Source organism: Paraburkholderia caribensis (assembly GCF_002902945.1).
Lineage (GTDB): Bacteria > Pseudomonadota > Gammaproteobacteria > Burkholderiales > Burkholderiaceae > Paraburkholderia > Paraburkholderia caribensis.
Map to the genome: position 1 here is coordinate 266,852 of NZ_CP026101.1, position 18,977 is coordinate 285,828.

15 protein-coding genes are annotated in these 18,977 nt (G+C 63.5%); 2 read left to right on the plus strand and 13 right to left on the minus strand.

Features of this window, described 5'->3' with window-relative positions:
• Positions 1 to 68 precede the first annotated feature (68 nt).
• The gene (locus C2L66_RS01145) at positions 69 to 1,094 is read left to right on the plus strand and encodes a sulfate ABC transporter substrate-binding protein (protein WP_054929554.1); all 1,026 of its coding nucleotides are present in this window, start codon (positions 69 to 71) and stop codon (positions 1,092 to 1,094) included.
• Between the two features lie 873 nt (positions 1,095 to 1,967).
• Here the strand turns inward: C2L66_RS01145 and bioB are convergent.
• From bioB to C2L66_RS01205, 12 genes are all read right to left on the minus strand, one after another.
• On the minus strand, positions 1,968 to 3,014 hold the full coding sequence (gene bioB / locus C2L66_RS01150) for a biotin synthase BioB (protein WP_054929556.1): 1,047 nt from the start codon (positions 3,012 to 3,014) through the stop codon (positions 1,968 to 1,970).
• 66 nt (positions 3,015 to 3,080) lie between these two features.
• Positions 3,081 to 3,800 carry a dethiobiotin synthase gene (bioD, locus tag C2L66_RS01155; protein WP_060599342.1) on the minus strand — a complete coding sequence of 240 codons (720 nt, stop codon included), beginning with the start codon at positions 3,798 to 3,800 and terminating at the stop codon, positions 3,081 to 3,083.
• Positions 3,797 to 4,981 carry an 8-amino-7-oxononanoate synthase gene (gene bioF / locus C2L66_RS01160; RefSeq protein WP_060599341.1) on the minus strand — a complete coding sequence of 395 codons (1,185 nt, stop codon included), beginning with the start codon at positions 4,979 to 4,981 and terminating at the stop codon, positions 3,797 to 3,799. Before bioF ends, bioD begins: the two co-directional genes overlap by 4 nt.
• A complete protein-coding gene (gene bioA, locus C2L66_RS01165; RefSeq protein WP_082670359.1) occupies positions 4,981 to 6,327 on the minus strand; it encodes an adenosylmethionine--8-amino-7-oxononanoate transaminase in 1,347 nt (448 codons plus the stop codon). The genes bioF and bioA overlap by 1 nt, the downstream gene beginning before the upstream one ends.
• An 801-nt stretch (positions 6,328 to 7,128) precedes the next feature.
• On the minus strand, positions 7,129 to 8,412 hold the full coding sequence (locus C2L66_RS01170) for a dienelactone hydrolase family protein (RefSeq protein WP_054929560.1): 1,284 nt from the start codon (positions 8,410 to 8,412) through the stop codon (positions 7,129 to 7,131).
• A gap of 547 nt (positions 8,413 to 8,959) precedes the next feature.
• Positions 8,960 to 9,406, minus strand: a complete 447-nt coding sequence (locus tag C2L66_RS01175; protein ID WP_054929561.1) for a YchJ family protein — start codon at positions 9,404 to 9,406, stop codon at positions 8,960 to 8,962.
• Between the two features lie 17 nt (positions 9,407 to 9,423).
• A complete protein-coding gene (locus C2L66_RS01180) occupies positions 9,424 to 10,554 on the minus strand; it encodes an acyl-CoA dehydrogenase family protein (RefSeq protein WP_060599340.1) in 1,131 nt (376 codons plus the stop codon).
• A gap of 36 nt (positions 10,555 to 10,590) precedes the next feature.
• Complete coding sequence (locus C2L66_RS01185) at positions 10,591 to 11,268, minus strand: SDR family oxidoreductase (protein ID WP_054929563.1); 678 nt, start codon at positions 11,266 to 11,268, stop codon at positions 10,591 to 10,593.
• Between the two features lie 61 nt (positions 11,269 to 11,329).
• Positions 11,330 to 12,523: an acetyl-CoA C-acetyltransferase gene (locus tag C2L66_RS01190; protein ID WP_054929564.1), complete on the minus strand. Its 1,194-nt coding sequence runs from the start codon at positions 12,521 to 12,523 to the stop codon at positions 11,330 to 11,332.
• The gene (can, locus tag C2L66_RS01195) at positions 12,516 to 13,292 is read right to left on the minus strand and encodes a carbonate dehydratase (RefSeq protein WP_060599339.1); all 777 of its coding nucleotides are present in this window, start codon (positions 13,290 to 13,292) and stop codon (positions 12,516 to 12,518) included. Before can ends, C2L66_RS01190 begins: the two co-directional genes overlap by 8 nt.
• 60 nt (positions 13,293 to 13,352) lie before the next feature.
• On the minus strand, positions 13,353 to 15,179 hold the full coding sequence (gene aceK / locus C2L66_RS01200; protein WP_060599338.1) for a bifunctional isocitrate dehydrogenase kinase/phosphatase: 1,827 nt from the start codon (positions 15,177 to 15,179) through the stop codon (positions 13,353 to 13,355).
• A 213-nt stretch (positions 15,180 to 15,392) separates the two neighbouring features.
• Positions 15,393 to 15,836: a MerR family transcriptional regulator gene (locus C2L66_RS01205; protein WP_054929567.1), complete on the minus strand. Its 444-nt coding sequence runs from the start codon at positions 15,834 to 15,836 to the stop codon at positions 15,393 to 15,395.
• A gap of 183 nt (positions 15,837 to 16,019) precedes the next feature.
• Between C2L66_RS01205 and C2L66_RS01210 the strand changes: the two genes are divergently transcribed.
• A complete protein-coding gene (locus C2L66_RS01210) occupies positions 16,020 to 17,099 on the plus strand; it encodes an MBL fold metallo-hydrolase (RefSeq protein ID WP_060602369.1) in 1,080 nt (359 codons plus the stop codon).
• 243 nt (positions 17,100 to 17,342) lie between these two features.
• Here C2L66_RS01210 and C2L66_RS01215 read toward each other — a convergent pair whose 3' ends face one another.
• Positions 17,343 to 18,941, minus strand: coding sequence for an ABC transporter substrate-binding protein (locus C2L66_RS01215; protein ID WP_054929568.1), 1,599 nt, complete (start codon positions 18,939 to 18,941; stop codon positions 17,343 to 17,345).
• Positions 18,942 to 18,977 lie beyond the last annotated feature (36 nt).

Consider the following 18,977-nt stretch of genomic DNA (forward strand, 5'->3'; position numbering starts at 1 on the left):
CCGCTAGAATCGCTGCTCCAGCTGCAACGTCGCGGCGACATGCTTCATCATTGACAAGCGGGGAAAAGATGGCAGGCAGAGGGGATCAAACGCGCAGGCTCGTGGTTGGCTTCATGACGTTGACGCTTTCGCTCGGCGCTGCGCAGGGCGCGCGTGCGGATGCATCGCTGCTGAACGTGTCGTACGACGTCACGCGCGAGCTGTACAAGGACATCAATCCGGGCTTCATTGCGGCGTACAAGCAGAAGAGCGGCGAGACGGTCTCGGTCAAACAGTCGCACGGTGCGTCGAGCGCACAGGCGCTGTCGGTGTTGCAGGGGTTGCAGGCTGACGTCGTGACGATGAACCAGCCGAACGACATCGATCTGCTGGCCGAGCGTGGCCAGCTCGTGCCCGCGAACTGGCGGGCGCGCCTGCCGGACCACAGTGCGCCGTACACGACGACGATGGTGTTCCTCGTGCGCAAGGGCAATCCCAAGCACATCAAGGACTGGGACGATCTGGCGAAGCCCGGTGTGCAGGTCGTGATTCCGAATCCGAAGACGGCGGGCAATGGCCGCTACACGTATCTGGCCGCGTGGGGTTACAAGAAGCAGAATGGCGCAACGGATGCACAGGCGCTCGATTTCGAGAAGGCGATCTTCCGCAACGTGCCGGTGCTCGATACGGGTGGGCGCGGCGCGACGACGACGTTCACGCAGCGCGACATCGGCGACGTGCTGGTGACGTTCGAAAACGAAGTGTCGCTGATCGACACGGGCGTGGGCGCGGGCAGTTTCGAGGCCGTGTATCCGTCGATGAGCATTCTGGCCGAGCCGCCCGTCGCGATCGTCGACAAGGTCGTCGACAAGCGTGGCACGCGTAAGGAAGCGCAGGCGTATGTCGACTATCTGTACACGGCGCCCGCGCAGGAGATCATCGCGCAGCACCACTTGCGTCCGCGGGATCCTGCCGTGCTTGCGAAGCATGCGAGCGAGTTCAAGCCGCTGAAGACGTTCACCGTCGAACAGGTGTTCGGCAGTTGGCAGAAGGCGCAGCAAACGCATTTCGCAGATGGGGGTACGTTCGATCAGATCATCGTAGACAGGAAATAGGCGCAGAGCGCTGGGGGGGTCTTGTCTGCGACGCTGGGTGGTTTGCCTGTTTTGGTGCTGGCATCCGCGGTTTGCCTCTGCCTTTGCTTTCGCTGGCATCCGCGTTACGTTAGCGTGCTTCACGCGTCGCCCCTGTGCGGGGCGGCACCTACTTTTCTTTGCCGCCGCAAAGAAAAGTAGGCAAAAGAAAGCGGCTCACACCGCCAATTCTTGACGTCTGCCCACGGGCCCCCAACGTCCCCGCCCTTCGCACGGCAACGCACCTGTTCACCTGCGTTGCCAACGCTCTCTCCCTGCGCCTCACCCGCTTCACACTCCCGCGTCACAACACGCCGCGCCAGACAGTCCTCCGCCGCCCAGGTGGCAAACTGTGTGTCGGCCCGTGGTGCTCCACATGCTTCACTCCAGACCGATAGCGCATGCGTTCCACCCTGTAAGAGCGCTACCCTATACGACGCGACAACCTACACACAGTTTGCCACCTGGGCGGCGGCGGGCTGTCTGGCGCGGCGGCTGCGACGCGGGAGCATGAAGCGGGTGAGGCGCAGTGCAAGTGCGCTGGCAACGAACGTGGGGTCATGTGGTTGCCGTGTGAAGCGTAAGAACCTTTGGGGGCCCTCTGGCAAGAATTAGCGCTGGCGGTGTGAGCCGCTTTCTTTTGCCTACTTTTCTTTGCGGCGGCAAAGAAAAGTAGGTGCCGCCCCGCACAGGGGCGACGCATGAAGCACGCTAACAAATCGCGGATGCCAGCGAAAGCAAAAGCAAAAGCAAAAGCAAAACACCAACAAGCGTCCGCGCAGGACAAACCTCTAACGCCCCAAAACATCATTCAGCCAGCATCGACCACCGCACCCGCCACGCGGCAAAAAAACCTCAATGCCCCTCACAGCCCCCGCCCTCGAGCGGCATCTGCTGCGCGGCCTCCGCGCGAATACCCAGGCGCTCCAACAGCTTGCGGTCGGCTTCCGCCTGCGGATTGCTCGTAGTCAGCAACTGATCGCCATAAAAGATCGAGTTCGCGCCCGCGAGAAAGCACAACGCCTGCAGCGCTTCATCCATCTGCTCGCGGCCAGCCGACAGCCGCACCATCGCGCGCGGCATCGTAATACGCGCGACAGCGATCGAACGCACGAACTCGAACGGGTCGAGCGCTTCCGTACCCGTGAGCGGCGTGCCTTCCACCTGCACCAGATTGTTGATGGGCACCGATTCCGGATACGGCTCCATATTCGCGAGCTGCGCGATCAGCCCCGCGCGTTCCCGGCGCGACTCGCCCATGCCGACGATGCCGCCGCAGCACACATTGATGCCCGCGTCGCGCACGCGTTCGAGCGTTTCGAGCCGGTCCTGATACGTGCGCGTCGAAATGATCTGGCCGTAGAACTCGGGCGACGTGTCGAGGTTATGGTTGTAGTAGTCGAGACCCGCGTCGCGCAGACTCTGCGCCTGGTGCGTTTCGAGCATGCCGAGCGTCACGCAGGTTTCGAGACCCATCGCCTTCACGCCGCGAATCATGTCCTTGATCGGTTCGAGATGCCGGTCCTTCGGATTGCGCCATGCCGCGCCCATGCAGAAACGCGTCGCGCCGTTTTGCTTGGCGACTTGCGCAGCGGCCAGCACGTCTTCGACATCCATCAGCTTTTCGGCCTTCAGCCCCGTGTCGTGATGCACCGATTGCGGACAGTACGCGCAGTCTTCCTCGCACCCGCCCGTCTTGATCGACAGCAGCGTGGACAGTTGCACGGTGTTCGCGTCGAAATGCTCGCGATGCACCTGTTGCGCGCGGAACAGCAGGTCGTTGAACGGCAGTTCGTACAACGCGACGACGTCGGCGACGCGCCAGCGCGCGGCGGCGGCATCGGCAGCGGCGGCGGCCTGCGAAGGCGTGACGGGCAGTGCAGCGGTAGTGATATGGCTCATGGGATCGATCCTCGATGATCTGATTTCTTGAAGGCGTTTGACTGGCGAGAGGCAAACCGCGCGCGGCTAGCGCTGCGCGGCACGCAGCGTCTGCAACAGCCGGTTGGTGTCCAGATGCGTCGCGGCGATATCCGCCGACGCAGGGCTCAGATGCGGCACGATGCCAAGCAACGGCGCGCCGTACTGCCGGTCGAGCCGGTCGCGTAGCGCCGCGATGTTTTCGTCGGGGAACAGCATCGACGGGTCGACGCGGTTCGCGACCCAACCGGCAATCGTCAGGCCGCGCGCGGCGATCGCTTCCGCCGTCAGCAGCGCATGACTGATGCAGCCCAGCCGCATGCCGACGACCAGCACCACGGGCAGATTCAATGCGAACGCGAGATCGGCGGTGTCGTGCGCGTCGGTGAGCGGCACGCGAAAGCCACCGACGCCTTCCACGACGACGACATCGGCCATTTGCAGCGCCGCGCCATGCGCGTCGACGATACGCGTCATGTCCAGCACCACGTTGTCGAGCGCGGCGGCAATATGCGGCGCTGCGGGTTCCCTGAGCATGTACGGCGTGCGAATCTCGCGCGGCAGCAGCACATTGGCGGCTGCGTCGAGCTGATCGGCGTCTTCGTTGTGCAGCACGCCGTCCACCAGCGACGCGCCCGCCGCGATCGGCTTCATCGCGGTCGCGCGCAGTCCTTCGCGCGCGAAACCGCGCAACAGCGCTGCCGAAACCAGGGTCTTGCCGATTTCCGTATCGGTGCCCGTGACGAAGAGGGACAGTGCGTTGCTCATACGGCCGCCTCCGCAGTCTTCGTCAGCGCACTTTCGAGCAGGTCGAGATCGTTGTGCGAATGCGCAGCGGACAGCGAAATGCGCAGGCGCGACGTGCCTTCGGGCACGGTCGGCGGACGGATCGCGGGCACCCACAGATTCGCGCGATCGAGCGCAGCGGCAATGTCGAGCGTCGCCTCGTTCGAACCGATGATGAGCGGCTGAACGGCGGTATGCGAATCGACGGGCAGCCACGGCGTGCGCTTCATCATCTCGCGCGTGCGGCCAATCAGCGCGCGCAGATGCGTGCGACGATGCTCGCCCTCGTCGCCGCCGATGATGCGCAGGCTCGCCGATACGGCATGCGCCGCCGACGGCACTGACGCCGTCGTGAAGATATACGGACGCGCGCGTTGCACCAGCCATTCGATCACCGTTTCGTGCGCGACGACGAACGCGCCGGACACGCCCGCCGCCTTGCCGAGCGTGCCGATGGAGATCAGATGCGGCGAGCGCAACGCCGCCTCTGCGATCGCGCCGCGACCTTGCGGGCCGAGCACGCCGAAGCCGTGCGCATCGTCGACGACGAGCCATGCGCCGTGCCGTTCCGCAAGTTCGAGAAGACGCGCGAGCGGTGCGATATCGCCGTCCATGCTGAAGACGGTGTCGGTGACGATCAGCTTTACCGCGGCCTCCGACGCTTCGAGCATCGCGCTCAACGCTTCGGCATTCCCGTGCGGATAGATCTGGATGTCGGCGCGCGACAGCCGCGCGCCGTCGATCAGCGATGCGTGATTGAGCGCATCGGAGAACAGCGTGGTGCCACGGCCCGCGAGCGCCGTGAGCGTCGCGAGATTCGCCATATAGCCGGTGCTGAAATACAGCGCGCGCGGATTGTCGATGAAGCCGCCCGCAAATTCGGCGAGGTCGTCTTCGAGTTGCGCGTGCGCGCGCGAATGGCCGCCGAGCAGATGCGAGCCGCCGCTGCCCGCGCCGTAGCGGCGCGCGCCTTCCGCAATCGCCGCGACCAGCAGCGGGTGCGCGGCGAGACCCAGATAGTCGTTGCTCGCAAAGCCGATGATGTTGCGGCCGTCGACGGTCATATGCGCGGAGCACGGCGAGTCGACCGTGCGGCGGCGGCGGCGCAGGCCGCGTGCGTCGATGTCCTGCAAGTCTTGTTCTAGTGTTTCGAGCAAGTGCATCAGCGCGCCTCCGTCAATGTCGCGTCGAAGGTGGCGCGCGTGCGTTCGGCCAGCAGCGCGATTTCTTCGTCGTCGAGAATGTACGGCGGCATCAGGTACACCGTCGTGCCGATCGGGCGCAGCAGCAATTCCCGCTGCAATGCGTTCTCGAAGAAGCGGCGCGAGAAGGTCTTCGCGGCATGGGTATCGTCGATGACGGCATCGAACGCGATGATCGTGCCGCGCTGGCGCAGATTGCGTACCTGCGCGTGTTGCGCGAGCGGTTCGAGCGCGGCGCGCAGTGCCGCCGATTTCTTTTCGTTCGCGGCGAGCACGTTGTCGCTTCCAAACAGGTCGAGCGTGGCGAGCGCCGCGCGGCACGCGAGCGGGTTGCCCGTGTACGAATGCGAATGCAGAAAGCCGCGCGTGGTGTCGTCGTCGTAGAAGGCGGCGAAGATCTCGTCACGAGACAGTACGATCGACAGCGGCAGATAGCCGCCGCTGATGCCCTTCGACAGACACAGGAAATCCGGCCACACGCCGGCCTGTTCGCAGGCGAAGAACGTGCCCGTGCGTCCGCAGCCGACGGCGATCTCGTCGGCGATCAGATGAACGCCGTAGCGGTCGCAGAGCGCGCGCAAGCCTGCTATATACGACGCGTCGTGCATCGACATGCCCGCCGCGCATTGCACGAGCGGCTCGACGATCAACGCGGCGATGTTGTCGGCACGCGATTCGAACAGCGAGCGCACGTCGGCGAGCGCGCGCTGCGCGACGTCGGCGGCCGTTTCGCCTTCGCGCGCGAAACGGGCGTCGGGTGACGCGACGACGTGCGCATTGCGGATCAGCGGATCGTAGGCGTCCTTGAACAGCGCGACGTCGGTGACGCCGAGCGCGCCAATTGTTTCGCCGTGGTAGCTGTTCGCGACGCAGACGAACTCGCGCTTGAAGTCGTAGCCGCGGTTGCGCCACGAATGGAAGCTCATCTTCAGCGCGATTTCGACGGCCGACGCGCCGTCCGACGCGAAGAATGCGTGACCGAGCGTGTTCTGCGTGAGCGCGCTCAAACGTTCGGCGAGTTCGATTGCGGGCTCATGCGTGCAACCGGCGAGCATCGCGTGTTCCAGCGTGTCGAGCTGATCTTTCAGCGCCGCGTTGATGCGCGGGTTTGCGTGGCCGAACAGATTTACCCACCACGAACTGATCGCGTCGAGATAGCGGTGTCCGGCGCGGTCGTAAAGCCACGCGCCGGCGCCGCGCGATACGGCCACGAGCGGATAGCGCTCGTGATGCTTCATCTGCGTACAGGGATGCCACACAGCGCGCAGGCTGCGGGCGATCCAGTCTTCGTTTGCCTGTGTATTCAAAACTGCTCCGGACATGAACCGGGCAGGGCGCGGGCGTTGGCGGTGCGGCGCGTCTTGCGTGTCGGTCATGCAAATGCTGCTGGCGAATCGGGACGGTTGAGGTCCACCTGAAATCCATCGACGGGAAGCGTGACTGGCAGCGCGCCGGAGACGGCGACTGCGGGCGTTTTCCGCGCGTCGGATTGGCTGCCGCGACGATGTGCTGCAAAGGCTTGCAGTGCCTCCGCAGCACGCCTTTTTTGCGACAGAGGAGGTGAGATTAGCGCGAACTCCGCTGCGATGCACTATCTGAAAACGCCCTGTTTTCAAGGACCTGCGTGCGATTTTTGGTGGTTCGCGACAGCTCGCGACCGTTCGATTTCAAAGACCGCAAATGGCCGTAGATGACGACGGCAAAGTCATGGGCCCCCTGTGAAAAAATTCTGACCGCATGTCGGCGTTTTCAGTGCTGTATCGGGGAACGCTTGTGGCGGAGGGCGTGCTGGCAGGGTGCAGAGGGCGGTGTGCAGCGGGCGCGCGTCAAAGGCGCGACGGATGCGGGCTCGACAAGCTCGCGTGCGATCTGGCGGCCTGTGCTGGACGAGCTGACAAAGATTGCGCACGCCAGCGTAGCGATCGATCGAACAAGTTGATGACTGGCTCGTTTGGACGGCGGTGGACGAAGCGGCGACGAAGCGCTTCGCGCAGTTCACGCGCTGCGCTTGCGCAAGCACGCCGTACGCAGCTGGGACGCGTGCTCGAAATGCGGCGGAAGTCTGGAGGTGTTGCCCGTCGCGCTACACGCAACGGGCGGAGACGGAATCAGCGGCTAGCCAGTGCGGGCTTGCTGCCGTCCTTCGAAGGCGAGTCGGCGTCGGCCGTTCGGGTTGCGCCGTCTTTCCACACGACGGCGTCGTTGACCGCGTACAGGTGGCACGGGTCCGCGCTCTGCTTCTGGCAGTTGGCGACGGCCACGGACATCGGATCGTCACCGCCTTCCGCCCACGACCACGCGCCCGAATCGGACACGGCGAACGCGCGGCTCGGATACTGATGCAGGAAGTTGCGATAGCCTGCGCGGCCCGCTTCGTCCACGAAAGGCACGGAGTCGACGGCGTCGATCGACGCGAAATGCGTCGCCTTCGGTTGCGTCGGCTCGGCGACGCGATACTGGACACCTGTCGGCATGCCGACGCGCGCAAGGAACGCTTCGACGGACGGCCACCAGACCTGCACGCCGTCGCGATCGCCGACCAGACGGTGAGCGTCATTCTTGTACGAACCGAAATCGACCATTTTCGCCGTCGCGCCCTTGCCCTGCGCGTTATCGGTATATGCCGCGTACATCTTCGAAACGAGTGTGGACGGCCAGATCGAGTCGTTGTCGCCGTACAGCCACAGCGACGGCACACGTGTCTTTTCACCGTACGTGCCGAAGGCGTGCGTCAGATTGCCTTGCCAGTCGGTGCAGGCGTCCTGGCGCAGGCCGCCGGAGAAATTGATCAGCCCGCGCACGCCGGACGCGGCGTTCGTGCCGTAGGCAATCGTCGCGAGGCCGCCATGCGAGGTGCCCGCCACCACGATGTGCTTCGCGTCCACATAGCTTTGCTTCGACATGTAGTCGACGGTCGTCGCGACGTCGGCGGCCTGGCTCATGCCGTTGCGCGTTACGTCGCAGCCGTCCTGTACATAGGTGCCGCCCGAATCGGCAAAGCCCTGGCGGTTCGGTGCGACCACGACGTAGCCGCGGCGCACGAATTCGCGCGCCAGCGACACGGGATCGCTACGCGTCTGCATGCGCGGATCGCCGTGAATCTTGCCGTGGTTGAACACGACCATCGGGAACGGGCCCGGACCTTCGGGCTTGTAGATGGTCGTTTCGAGGGTGACATCGCCGTCGGCGGCGACGGGAATGCGGACGATCTGTTCGCTCAGCTTGACGACGGGCAGATAGCCATCTTCATCGAGCGCGAGGCGTTGCACCTGGGCGCGGCCCAGCGGGCCGCCTTCGACGTCCGCGAGCGGGTCCGCGTGCGCGGTCGTCACGGCGCTCGCCACGAAGGCCGCCGAGATCGCACATACCGTCAGAACTTTGCTGAACACCATCCGCAACACCTGCTCTCAAAAACGCCCGAACCTTCTCTACGGTTCCCCGTAGAACGGATTTCGGTACGGTGACACACCAAAACAAGGGTCAAAAATATCGTACGGTGCGTGGACACGCACTTAGATAGATCAAGACCGCATTGGAATGAACCGAACCCGGTCGACGCGACCCCACGCGTCGAATTGAGCGCCTCGCGATGCCCCTGATCGCGTGCCCGCTGAAGAGTCAGCAGGCGGTGCGTCTGGACATCCTGCGGGAGCGGTGGACCGCCACCTCGCTACGGAGCGCTGCAACATCTGTGAGGCTCATCCTGGCACGACAATTTATATTTGTGCAATTCAGTACAAACCCCTTGCGCCACGAATTTCCTTTTGTCGGATGTGCACGGCGCCGTTCGGAGCGGGTTTCAGCGGCGATTCGGAAAGAATGGGTAATTGAGGGACGTGGCGCGCGCCCAACACGTTGATTTTCTTACAGAAATGTCCCTTATTTGAGAAATGTAAGGGAGGCTTGATACGTTGTTGCAGCGCAACCGGAATACGGGCGTCAGCGATCGCTTACATCGCCATCGACGTAACGCCATTGCCCGTCTTCCCCTCTGCTGAAGCGGCTGGATTCGTGCAGCCGATGCGCCCGCCCACCCACTTTGTAGCGCGCGACGAATTCCACTTCAGCGTGCGTGGCGTCGAGCGGCGTGAAGCGTTTGATCTGCAGACCTAGCCAGCGGGGTGCGTCGGCGGCGCTGGGGTCGACGTCGAGATCGGCGGGGCAGGTTTGCGGCGCCCACGTTTCGCGCAAATATTGGGATTCGCCGAGCACGTAGGCGCTATAGCGGGAGCGCATCAATTCGAGCGCAGTCGGCGCGGCCGCGCCGCCGTCGATGAACCGGCCGCAGCAATCCGCGAACCGCGGCGGCTTGTCCGAATCACGCCGGTTCGGCGCGGCGCCGCCGCAAGGGCAATCGGTCGGACGTTGTTGTGTTGATGCCGTCATGGAAGATTGAGAAGGGTTCAGCTCAGTCCGCGTGCGATGAGAATCTTTTGGATATCGCTTGTGCCTTCGTAGATCTGGCAGACGCGAACATCGCGATAAATGCGTTCGACGGGAAAGTCGCTCAGATAGCCGTAGCCGCCGTGAATCTGCAGCGCGGCCGAACAGATGCGCTCCGCAGCCTCGGAGGCGAACAGTTTGGCCATGGCCGCTTCCGTCAGACATGGCCGGCCCGCGTCCTTCAGCGACGCCGCGTGCCAGATCAACTGGCGCGCCGCTTCGAGTTGCGTCGCCATGTCGGCGAGACGGAATTGCACGGCCTGGTGCGCGAAGAGCGTCTGCCCGAAGCTTTCGCGCTCCTTTGCGTAAGCGAGGGCCGCTTCGAGCGCCGCGCGCGCCATGCCGACGCTCTGCGCAGCAATGCCGATACGCCCGCCTTCGAGCCCCGACAGCGCGATCCGGTAGCCTTCGCCTTCCGCGCCGATCAGGTGCGCGGCCGGCACGCGGCAATTGTCGAAGACGATCTGCGCGGTATCGGACGAATGCTGCCCGAGTTTTTCCTCTAACCGCGCGACGACATAACCGGGCGTGTCCGTCGGCACGATGAACGCGCTGATGCCGCGCTTGCCGGCGCTTTTGTCCGTGACGGCCATCACGATAGCGACATTGCCGTTCTTGCCGCTCGTGATGAACTGCTTGACGCCGTTGAGCACGTAGCAGTCGCCGTCGCGGGTAGCCGTGGTGCGCAATGCCGAGGCATCGGAGCCCGCCTGCGGTTCGGTGAGGCAGAACGCGCCGAGCATCTCGCCGCGCGCGAGCGGCGTGAGCCAGTCGCGTTTTTGCTGCTCGTTGCCGTACGCCAGAAGAATGCTGCAGACGGGGCAGTTGTTGACGGAAATCGCCGTCGACGTGCCACCGTCGCCCGCCGCGATCTCTTCGAGTATCAGCGCGAGCGCGAGCGCATCGAGCCCGGCGCCGCCGTATTCCTCCGGCACCAGCACGCCGTACGCGCCGAGTTCGGCGAGTTGGCGATGCACGTCGGCGGGAAACGTGCGCTCGCGGTCCCATCGCGCCGCATTCGGCGTCACGGCATCGCGCACGAAAGTGCGTACCGCGTCGCGGATCATCAGGTGGTCCTGATCGAGCAACATGCGGGTGTCTCCTGATTATTCGTGTGTTGTTTGCCGTTACCAGTCGATCGCCGTGCCGTCGTACTGGAAGAACCGGCCGTGAAAGAGATGCGGCGTGCTGGCCGCCTGCGCCAGCACTTCGCGCATGCCGCGCACGCTATGGGCGGGATCGAGGGCAGCCGATGCGCCGCCCATGTCGGTGCGCACCCAGCCCGGATGCAGCGACACGCAGGTCGCGTGGCGCGTCTGCAGCGACGTCACCTTCAGCACGTCGTTGAGCGCCGCCTTGCTCGCGCGATACAGCCAGCCCGTGGTGCCCGTCGTCTCGCCGATGCTGCCCATCCGGCTCGACAGCACGGCCAGCACGCCGCGTGCGTCCTCGACGAGCGGCAGCAGAACGGGGATCAGCTGCATCGGCCCGCGCACGTTGGTCGTCATCACGAAGTCGAAGTCGTCGGCGGTGACGGTTTCCACGCCTTCCGTCTGCGGCCCGTACACGCCCGACACGATCACGGCCGCATCGAGCCGCTCGCCGTCCAGCTTCCAGCCGAGCGCGGCAATGTCCTCGGGCGCGGCGACATCGAGCGAAAACGCTTCGGCGCCGAGCGCGACGAGCTCGCCCAGCGACGCCTCGTCACGCGCGGTGGCGAGCACACGCCAGCCGTCGTGCCGATACTGCTTCACGAACTCGCGTCCGATGCCGCGCGACGCGCCTACGATCAACACTGTCTTCATGAGATGTCCTGTCGTGTCTCGTGGCGCGCGGGCCGCCGCGCGCCACCATCCGAACGATGCGTCAGACCAGTTCGACACCCATCGCCGTCGCTTCGCCGCCGCCGATGCACAGGCTCGCGACGCCGCGTTTCAGGCCGCGCTTTTTCAGCGCGCCGATCAGCGTGACGAGGATGCGCGCGCCCGATGCGCCGATCGGGTGGCCGAGCGCGCACGCGCCTCCGTTCACGTTGACCTTGTCGTGCGGCAGGCCGTGCTCTTTCATCGCGGCCATCGTGACCACGGCGAACGCTTCGTTGATTTCGTACAGGTCGACGTCCTGCGCTTTCCAGCCGTTCTTGTCGAACAGCTTGCGAATCGCGCCGACGGGCGCCGTGGTGAACCTGGCGGGTTCCTGCGCAAACGTGGCATGGCCGACGACGCGCGCGAGCGGCTTCACGCCGAGCCGGTTCGCGGTCGATTCACGCATCATCACGAGCGCGGCCGCACCGTCGCTGATCGACGACGAGTTCGCGGCCGTCACCGTGCCCGTTTTGCTGAACGCGGGCTTGAGCGTCGGAATCTTGTCGGGATTCGCCTTGAATGGCTGTTCGTCGCGCTCGACCGTCACGCTGCCTTTCTTGCCTTCGAGCGTAACGGGCGCGATTTCCCACGCGAACGAGCCGTCTTCATTGGCGCGCTTCGCGCGCGTCAGCGATTCGATGGCGAATTTGTCCTGCGCCTCGCGCGTGAAATCGTACGAGCCCGCGCACTCTTCGGCGAATGTGCCCATCAGACGGCCCTTTTCGTAGGCGTCTTCGAGGCCGTCGAGGAACATGTGGTCCATCACCTGGCCGTGGCCCATGCGCATGCCGCCACGCGCCTTCGGCAGCAGATACGGCGCGTTCGTCATGCTCTCCATGCCACCCGCGACGATCACGTCGGCGGAGCCGGCCGTGAGCATGTCGTGCGCGAACATGGCGGCGCGCATGCCGGAGCCGCACATCTTGTTGACCGTCGTCGAGCCTGTCGATAGCGGCAGCCCTGCGCCGAGCGCCGCCTGGCGCGCGGGCGCCTGGCCCTGGCCCGCGGGCAGCACGCAGCCCATCACGGCTTCCTCGACCTGTTCCGGCTTGAGTCCCGCGCGCTCGACGGCGGCCTTGATCGCGATCGCGCCCAGTTGCGGCGCCGTCAGCGACGCGAACTCGCCCTGGAACGCGGCCATCGGCGTACGCGCGACGGAAACGATGACGATCGGGTCCTTGCTTGTCTCACTCATGTTTTAGCTCCTTGATAACACCGTGAACGACCGCGGCCACGTCGCCGAGCTTTTCGGCGTCGGCGGCGACCACGTCGTTGTCAGCCGTGTGCGCGCGGCTCGCGGAAACGGCCTTGACGCAGCTGGTGTAGGTCTCCTCCAGCTTCGACGGATCTTTGACCGTCATGCCGAGATCGCGCACGCGGCCGTCATGCACGCCATACACCCAACCGTGGATGGTGAGGTCCTGGCCACGCGCCCATGCGTCGTTGATGATCGTCGTGCGGCACACGTTGACGACCTGTTCGATCGTGTTCAGTTCGACCAGGCGGCGATGCCGCGCTTCGCCCATCGGCCATTGCTCGAGCAGCGCGGCGTGCTTCGAGCGCACGTCCTGCACGTGATGCAGCCAGTTGTCGGCGAGACCGACGCGCCGGCCGTGCAGCGCCGCGCCGACGCCCGAGCAGCCGTAGTGGCCGACTACCATGATGTGCTTGATCTTCAACAGATCGACGGCGAACTGGACCACGGACAGACAGTTGAGGTCCGAGTGCACGACGACGTTGGCGATATTGCGGTGAACGAACACTTCACCCGGCGGCAGGCCGATGATCTCGTTGGCGGGCACGCGCGAATCCGCGCAACCGATCCACAGATACTCGGGCGCCTGCTGATGCGCGAGCCGCGAGAAAAACTCGGGGTCCTCTTCGAGCTTGTGCGAGACCCATGCATCGTTGTTCGCGAACAGATGGGCGAGGGGATGTTCAGTAGCAGAGGCGTTCATAGTCATGATTCGTTCCGACGTAAATCTGGTTGTTTGATGTTGTTCAATCGTGGACGGCGCGCGCTTTCATGCTACGCGCACCGTCGGCGGGGTAGATGCATTGGCGGCGTGATTCTGATCCGCCGCGAACCGTTCCGGATAGCGCACGGAAAACCGGAGGCTGCCGTCGTACGGATAGAAGTCGGGCAACTCGCCGCGAAGGATGTGATCCTTGTGCTTTTGCCAGAGCGCCGGGTCGAAGAAATCCGCGTGATGCTTGAGGAAATATTCGCGCACGCGCGTGTCGCCGAGCAAAAACGTGTTGTACGTCTCCGGAAAAATGTCGTGCGGACCGACCGTGTACCACGGCTCGCCCGACATTTCGTCTTCCTCGTTGCGCGGCGGCGGCACGGCGCGCACGTTGCAATCGGTGAGATATTCGATCTCGTCGTAGTCGTAGAACACGACGCGCCCGTGCCGCGTGACGCCGAAGTTCTTGTACAGCATGTCGCCGGGAAAGATGTTGGCCTGCATCAGTTCTTTCACCGCGTTGCCGTACTCGCGGATGCCGTGCTCGACGTCGGCATCGGTGCCGTTCTGCAGGAAAATGTTCAGCGGCACCATGCGCCGCTCGATATACAGATGCCTGATGACGAGATTGTCGCCTTCGTATTCGAGCATCGACGGCGCGTCCTTTTCGAGCTCGCGAATGAGCGCGTGATCGAGCCTCGACAGCGGCAGTGCGACGCTCGAATATTCGAGCGTGTCGGCCATGCGACCCAGACGGTCATGGCGTTTGACGAGCTGATACTTGCCCAATACCTGTTCGCGCGTCGTTTCCTTCGGCGGCGGGAATGAATCTTTGATCAGCTTGAACACGTATGGAAACGACGGCAGCGTGAACACGAGCATCACCATGCCCTTGATGCCGGGCGCGATGATGAACTGGTCGCTCGAATGCTTCAGATGCTGTAGCAGATCGCGATAGAAGAGATTCTTGCCCTGCTTCTGCAAGCCCACCGACGTATAAATCTCCGCCTTCGGTTTGCCCAAAAGAATGCTGCCGAGGAACGCCACATACGCGGACGGCACTTCCATATCGACGAGGAAGTACGAATGCGCGAAGCTGAAGATGATCAGCAACTGGTCGCGCTTGCACAGCAGCGCATCGAGCGCGAGCAGGCCGGGCTTCACGTGATGGATCGGCAATGCGAACGGCACCATCGTGTCGCCGTTGATGATGCGCCCGATGACATACGCCGCCTTGTTGCGGAAGAACAGCGACGACAGCACGTGAATCTGGAAATTCGGCGCTTCGTTGAAGGGGCCGAAATTGTCGTGCAGTGCCTGAATCACGCATCCGACGTCGCGCGTCAGGTTTTCGAACGGCGGGTTCAGCTGGAAATTCGTGACGATGCGTTCCAGCGTGACGGCGAGACCGTCCCTGCCGGGGTAATACGCACGATACGTCGGCTTCGCGGCCGGCTCGTCGTTCTCGATGTACTCGGTCGAAATCGCGGGCCGCACGAAGATGAAATCATTGTTGAAGTACGAGCGATGCAGTATCTGGCAGCACACCGAATTGAAGAACGTCTCGGCGCATTCGGGCTGGCGGTGCGACGTCAGAAGGCCGATGTAGTGCAGCTTGATCTGCTGCCACACATCGTCGTCGATGCTCTCGGCGTCGTATTCGTCCTCGAGCTGTTCGATGCATTCGCGCACGCGCTCGTCATACGATGTGATCCGGTCGCGCGCGAGCTTCTGCAGGCCGTGCCAGTCGGCGGCTTCGAACAGGTCTTTCGCGTGGACGGCCGCTTCACGGAAGATCCGGTAATGTCGGTCGAACCCCGCGAGTAGCGCCTCCGCGACGTCGAAGCCGATCTGTGACGACAGCAGTTTGGGAAAGTGATTCATGTCGACCGTGCATTCGCTCAGTGTTCGCTCAATGTCGTGAAGACCCCTGCGATTGTATCGCCCGCGTGAGCTTGCGAGACGCCTTCAGGCCTTTTGAGCACGGCGCCGACGCATGGCTGTTTGAAGCATGTTGCATGGCGTTCGGCGCATCTTCACGCAACGCCGCGCCAACTGTCGTGTTTGGCGTCCGATCTTCCGATCAGGATTTTTCTTTCAGCTTGCCTTCGTATCTTCGTGCGCGAGTTTCTCTGCGTCGCTGTAGCCGTCGCCGCGCGTGCCGCTTTCGAGCAGCGCACGCGCCTGCGCTTCGTATTGGGCGAGATCTTCGAGCGTCGCGTTGAGGTCTTCGCGCTGACGTTCCAGCACTTCGCGATGTCGGACCACCGTCGCGAGGAACGCCTGCAACTGCGGTTGGGTGTCCGTCGGAGAATCGTACAGGTCGAGCAGATCGCGAATTTCCGACAACGTGAACCCCAGCCGCTTGCCGCGCAAGGTCAGCCGCAGCCGTGTGCGGTCGCGGCCCGAGTACACGCGGCGCAATCCGCTCGAGCCCTCGCGGCTCGGTGAGAGTAAACCCTGGTCCTCGTAAAAGCGGATCGCGCGCGGCGTCACGTCGAATTCGCGGGCCAGTTCGGTAATCGTGTATTGGGTGTTCATCGTTGGGTCTGGGTCGGCCTGTCCGGTCGGTCCGATCTGTCCGATCGGTTCAGACGGGCCGGGCACAAAAACGGATTGAACGCTAGAATCGACGTTTACGTTATCGTCAAGCTGAACAAAGCGCAACCACGCGCATGGCCGCTTCATGTAACCGACCGTGCCGCCGACGAAGGAAACCCCACGATGAATGCTCTCGAACACCAACTCGACTATCCATTCGCGGACCAGATGCCCGCCGCCGGCATGACGCAGGAAGTCGCGCCGGGCGTCTACTGGCTGCGCATGCCGTTGCCGTTCGCGCTGAACCACATCAACCTCTGGCTGCTGCGCGACGAAATCGACGGGCAGAAGGGCTGGACGATCGTCGATTGCGGGATCGCTTCGGACGAGATCAAGGCGAACTGGGAAACGCTATTCGACACGGCGCTCGAAGGCCTGCCCGTGCTGCGCGTGATCGTCACGCATTGTCATCCGGATCACCTCGGGCTCGCGGACTGGTTGTGCGAGGGCGGCGAGAAGAAGCGCTGGAACGTGCGTCTGTGGATCACCCTCGGCGAGTACATGCTGGGCCGCGTAATGGCGGCGGGCGACGGCTCGAACGCGGGCGGCGAGGGCGCGGCGCGGCACTTCGCGCGGCATGGACTGCGCGACGAGGCGTCGCTCGACAAACTGCGCAACCGCAAGAGTTATTACGCGAACCTGGTACCGGCCGTGCCGGGGCAATACCGGCGCATGCGCGACGGCGATGCGCTGTCGATCGGCGGGCGGACGTGGCGGGTCGTGACGGGCTTCGGTCATTCGCCGGAGCATTGTGCCTTGCACGCGGAAGCGGACGGCGTGCTCATTTCCGGCGATATGGTGTTGCCGCGCATTTCGACGAACGTATCGGTATTCGACATCGAGCCGGAAGGCAATCCGCTGGCGCTGTATCTCGGTTCGCTTGGGCGTTATGAAACGATGGCGCCGGATACGCTCGTGCTGCCTTCGCATGGCAAGCCGTTTCGCGGTCTGCATACGCGCATCGGACAGTTGCGCGATCACCATGCGGCGCGGCTGGCGGAAGTGCGTGAAGCGTGCGCCCAGAAGCCGTGTAGCGCGGCGGATATCGTTCCCATCATGTTCAGGCGGGAACTCGATATTCATCAGATGACGTTTGCGATGGGCGAAGCGCTCGCGCATTTGCATCTGCTGTGGCTTCAGGGCGAATTGAAGCGGGTGTTGGGGGAGGACGGGGTGATCCGGTTCGAGGGCGAGGTCAGCTAGGCCGTTTGCATCACACGGTGAGAGTCCGGGCTGGGCATGAATCCGTGCCTTGCAGACACACCTCAGAAGAACTTGGAAATTGCCCGAATCGTCATAAACGCGAAGTAACGCGGGCTAAATTTGATTTTATGGTGAAAGTGTTCGGCGCACGCGATGCGCCCGAGCCACTTCACTACCCCAAACAAAAAGCCCGGCCGCATCTTGCAGGCCGGGCTTTTTTCATGGTGTGAAGCGCAATGCCGCTTACTGCACCACCACCGCCCCAAAATTCTGGCGGCCAAACGGGCTCACGTGATACCCGCTCACGTTCGTCCGCGTGATCGCCGCCGCGGTCGGATAACCGAGCGGAATCCACAGCGCGGCATCGTGAATGATCTGCTGCGCGGCTTCATACGCTTTCGTGCGCTTGCCCTGATCCGCCGTCTCTTTGCCTTGCGCGATCAGCTTGTCGAGTTCGGGGTCGCAATACCGCGCGAAGTTGATCCCTGACTTCACCGCATTGCAGCTGAACAGCGGCGACAGATAGTTGTCGGGGTCGCCGTTGTCGCCGGCCCAGCCCATGAACAGCGTGTCGTGCTGTCCCTGCTTGGCCTGCTTGATCAATTCGCCCCATTCGATCACTTTCACCTCGGCCTTCACGCCGATTTTCGCGAAGTCCGCCTGCAGCATTTCCGCCCCGGCCTTCGGATTCGGATTCAGCACGCTGCCGTTCGGCCGTACCCAGATCGTCGTTTCGAAGCCGTTCGGGTAGCCCGCTTCGGCGAGCAGTTTCTTCGCCTTCTCCGCGTCGTACGGCCACGGCTTGACGGCCTTGTCGTAGCTCCAGGTATTCGGCGGATACGGATTGGTGGCAGGCGTTGCCGTGTTGTCGAACACGGCTTTCAGGTACGACGTGCGATCGAACGCCATGTTCAGCGCCGCGCGCACCTTTTGATTATCGAGCGGCTTCTTCTGCGTGTTCAGCGCGACGAACGCCGTCATGAACGCGGGCGTCTGCACGACGGCGAGCGATTTGTCCTGCTTTGCGTCGGCGACATCCTGCGGTTTCGGCGACAGCGCGATCTGGCATTCGCCCGCCTTCACCTTTTGCGCGCGCACGGCGGCATCGGGCGTGATCGCGTAGATCAGACGGTCGATCTTCGGCTTCGCGCCCCAGTACGACGGGTTCACGTCATAGCGGATGATCGAATCCTTCGTGTAGCCCTTCAGCACGAACGGGCCCGTGCCGATAGGCTTCGCGTTCAGGTCGGCCTGTTTGCCCGCCTTCAGCAACTGGTCTGCGTATTCGGCCGAATAGATCGACGCGAAGCCCATCGTCAGGATCGACACGAAGGTCGCGTTCGGCTCGTTCAGTTCGAACTTCACCGTGTTGTCGTCGACCTTCGACACCGCCTTGATCAGCTTCACGAGACCCATCGACTGCGCGTGCGGAAAGCCGCTCGCGCCCGCGACCTTGTGCCACGGATTGTTGTCGTCGAGCATGCGGCTGAACGTGAAGACGACGTCGTCGGCGTTCAGCGCGCGCGTGGGCTTGAAATAGTCGGTGGTCTGGAACTGCACGTTCGGACGCAGATGGAACGTGTAGGTGAGGCCGTCGGTGCTCACATCCCACTTGTCGGCGAGCGACGGCACGACTTTCTTCGCCGCTTCGTCGTACGACACGAGCGAATTGAAAATCACATCCGCCGATGCGTTGGTCGTGACGAGTGAGTTGTACTGGACGACGTCGAAGCCGTCCGGGCTCGATTCCGTGCAAACGGTGAGCGGCTTCGCGACGGCCAGCGCGGGCACGGTGGCGAGGGCCGTCAGCGCCGCGGCGGCGGCAAGCAACTTGAAACGCATAAGATCTCCCGGGATTTCGAATTGTTCGTGGCGGGG

Bases quoted from the DNA above. Each gene is read 5' to 3' on its own strand.
- aceK (WP_060599338.1), bottom strand. From the start codon at position 15,179: ATGAATCACTTTCCCAAACTGCTGTCGTCACAGATCGGCTTCGACGTC.
- C2L66_RS01180 (WP_060599340.1), bottom strand. From the start codon at position 10,554: ATGTTGCTCGATCAGGACCACCTGATGATCCGCGACGCGGTACGCACT.
- C2L66_RS01215 (WP_054929568.1), bottom strand. From the start codon at position 18,941: ATGCGTTTCAAGTTGCTTGCCGCCGCCGCGGCGCTGACGGCCCTCGCC.
- C2L66_RS01210 (WP_060602369.1), top strand. From the start codon at position 16,020: ATGAATGCTCTCGAACACCAACTCGACTATCCATTCGCGGACCAGATG.
- can (WP_060599339.1), bottom strand. From the start codon at position 13,292: ATGACTATGAACGCCTCTGCTACTGAACATCCCCTCGCCCATCTGTTC.
- C2L66_RS01175 (WP_054929561.1), bottom strand. From the start codon at position 9,406: ATGACGGCATCAACACAACAACGTCCGACCGATTGCCCTTGCGGCGGC.
- C2L66_RS01190 (WP_054929564.1), bottom strand. From the start codon at position 12,523: ATGAGTGAGACAAGCAAGGACCCGATCGTCATCGTTTCCGTCGCGCGT.
- bioF (WP_060599341.1), bottom strand. From the start codon at position 4,981: ATGCACTTGCTCGAAACACTAGAACAAGACTTGCAGGACATCGACGCA.
- bioB (WP_054929556.1), bottom strand. From the start codon at position 3,014: ATGAGCCATATCACTACCGCTGCACTGCCCGTCACGCCTTCGCAGGCC.
- C2L66_RS01170 (WP_054929560.1), bottom strand. From the start codon at position 8,412: ATGGTGTTCAGCAAAGTTCTGACGGTATGTGCGATCTCGGCGGCCTTC.
- C2L66_RS01185 (WP_054929563.1), bottom strand. From the start codon at position 11,268: ATGAAGACAGTGTTGATCGTAGGCGCGTCGCGCGGCATCGGACGCGAG.
- bioD (WP_060599342.1), bottom strand. From the start codon at position 3,800: ATGAGCAACGCACTGTCCCTCTTCGTCACGGGCACCGATACGGAAATC.
- C2L66_RS01205 (WP_054929567.1), bottom strand. From the start codon at position 15,836: ATGAACACCCAATACACGATTACCGAACTGGCCCGCGAATTCGACGTG.
- C2L66_RS01145 (WP_054929554.1), top strand. From the start codon at position 69: ATGGCAGGCAGAGGGGATCAAACGCGCAGGCTCGTGGTTGGCTTCATG.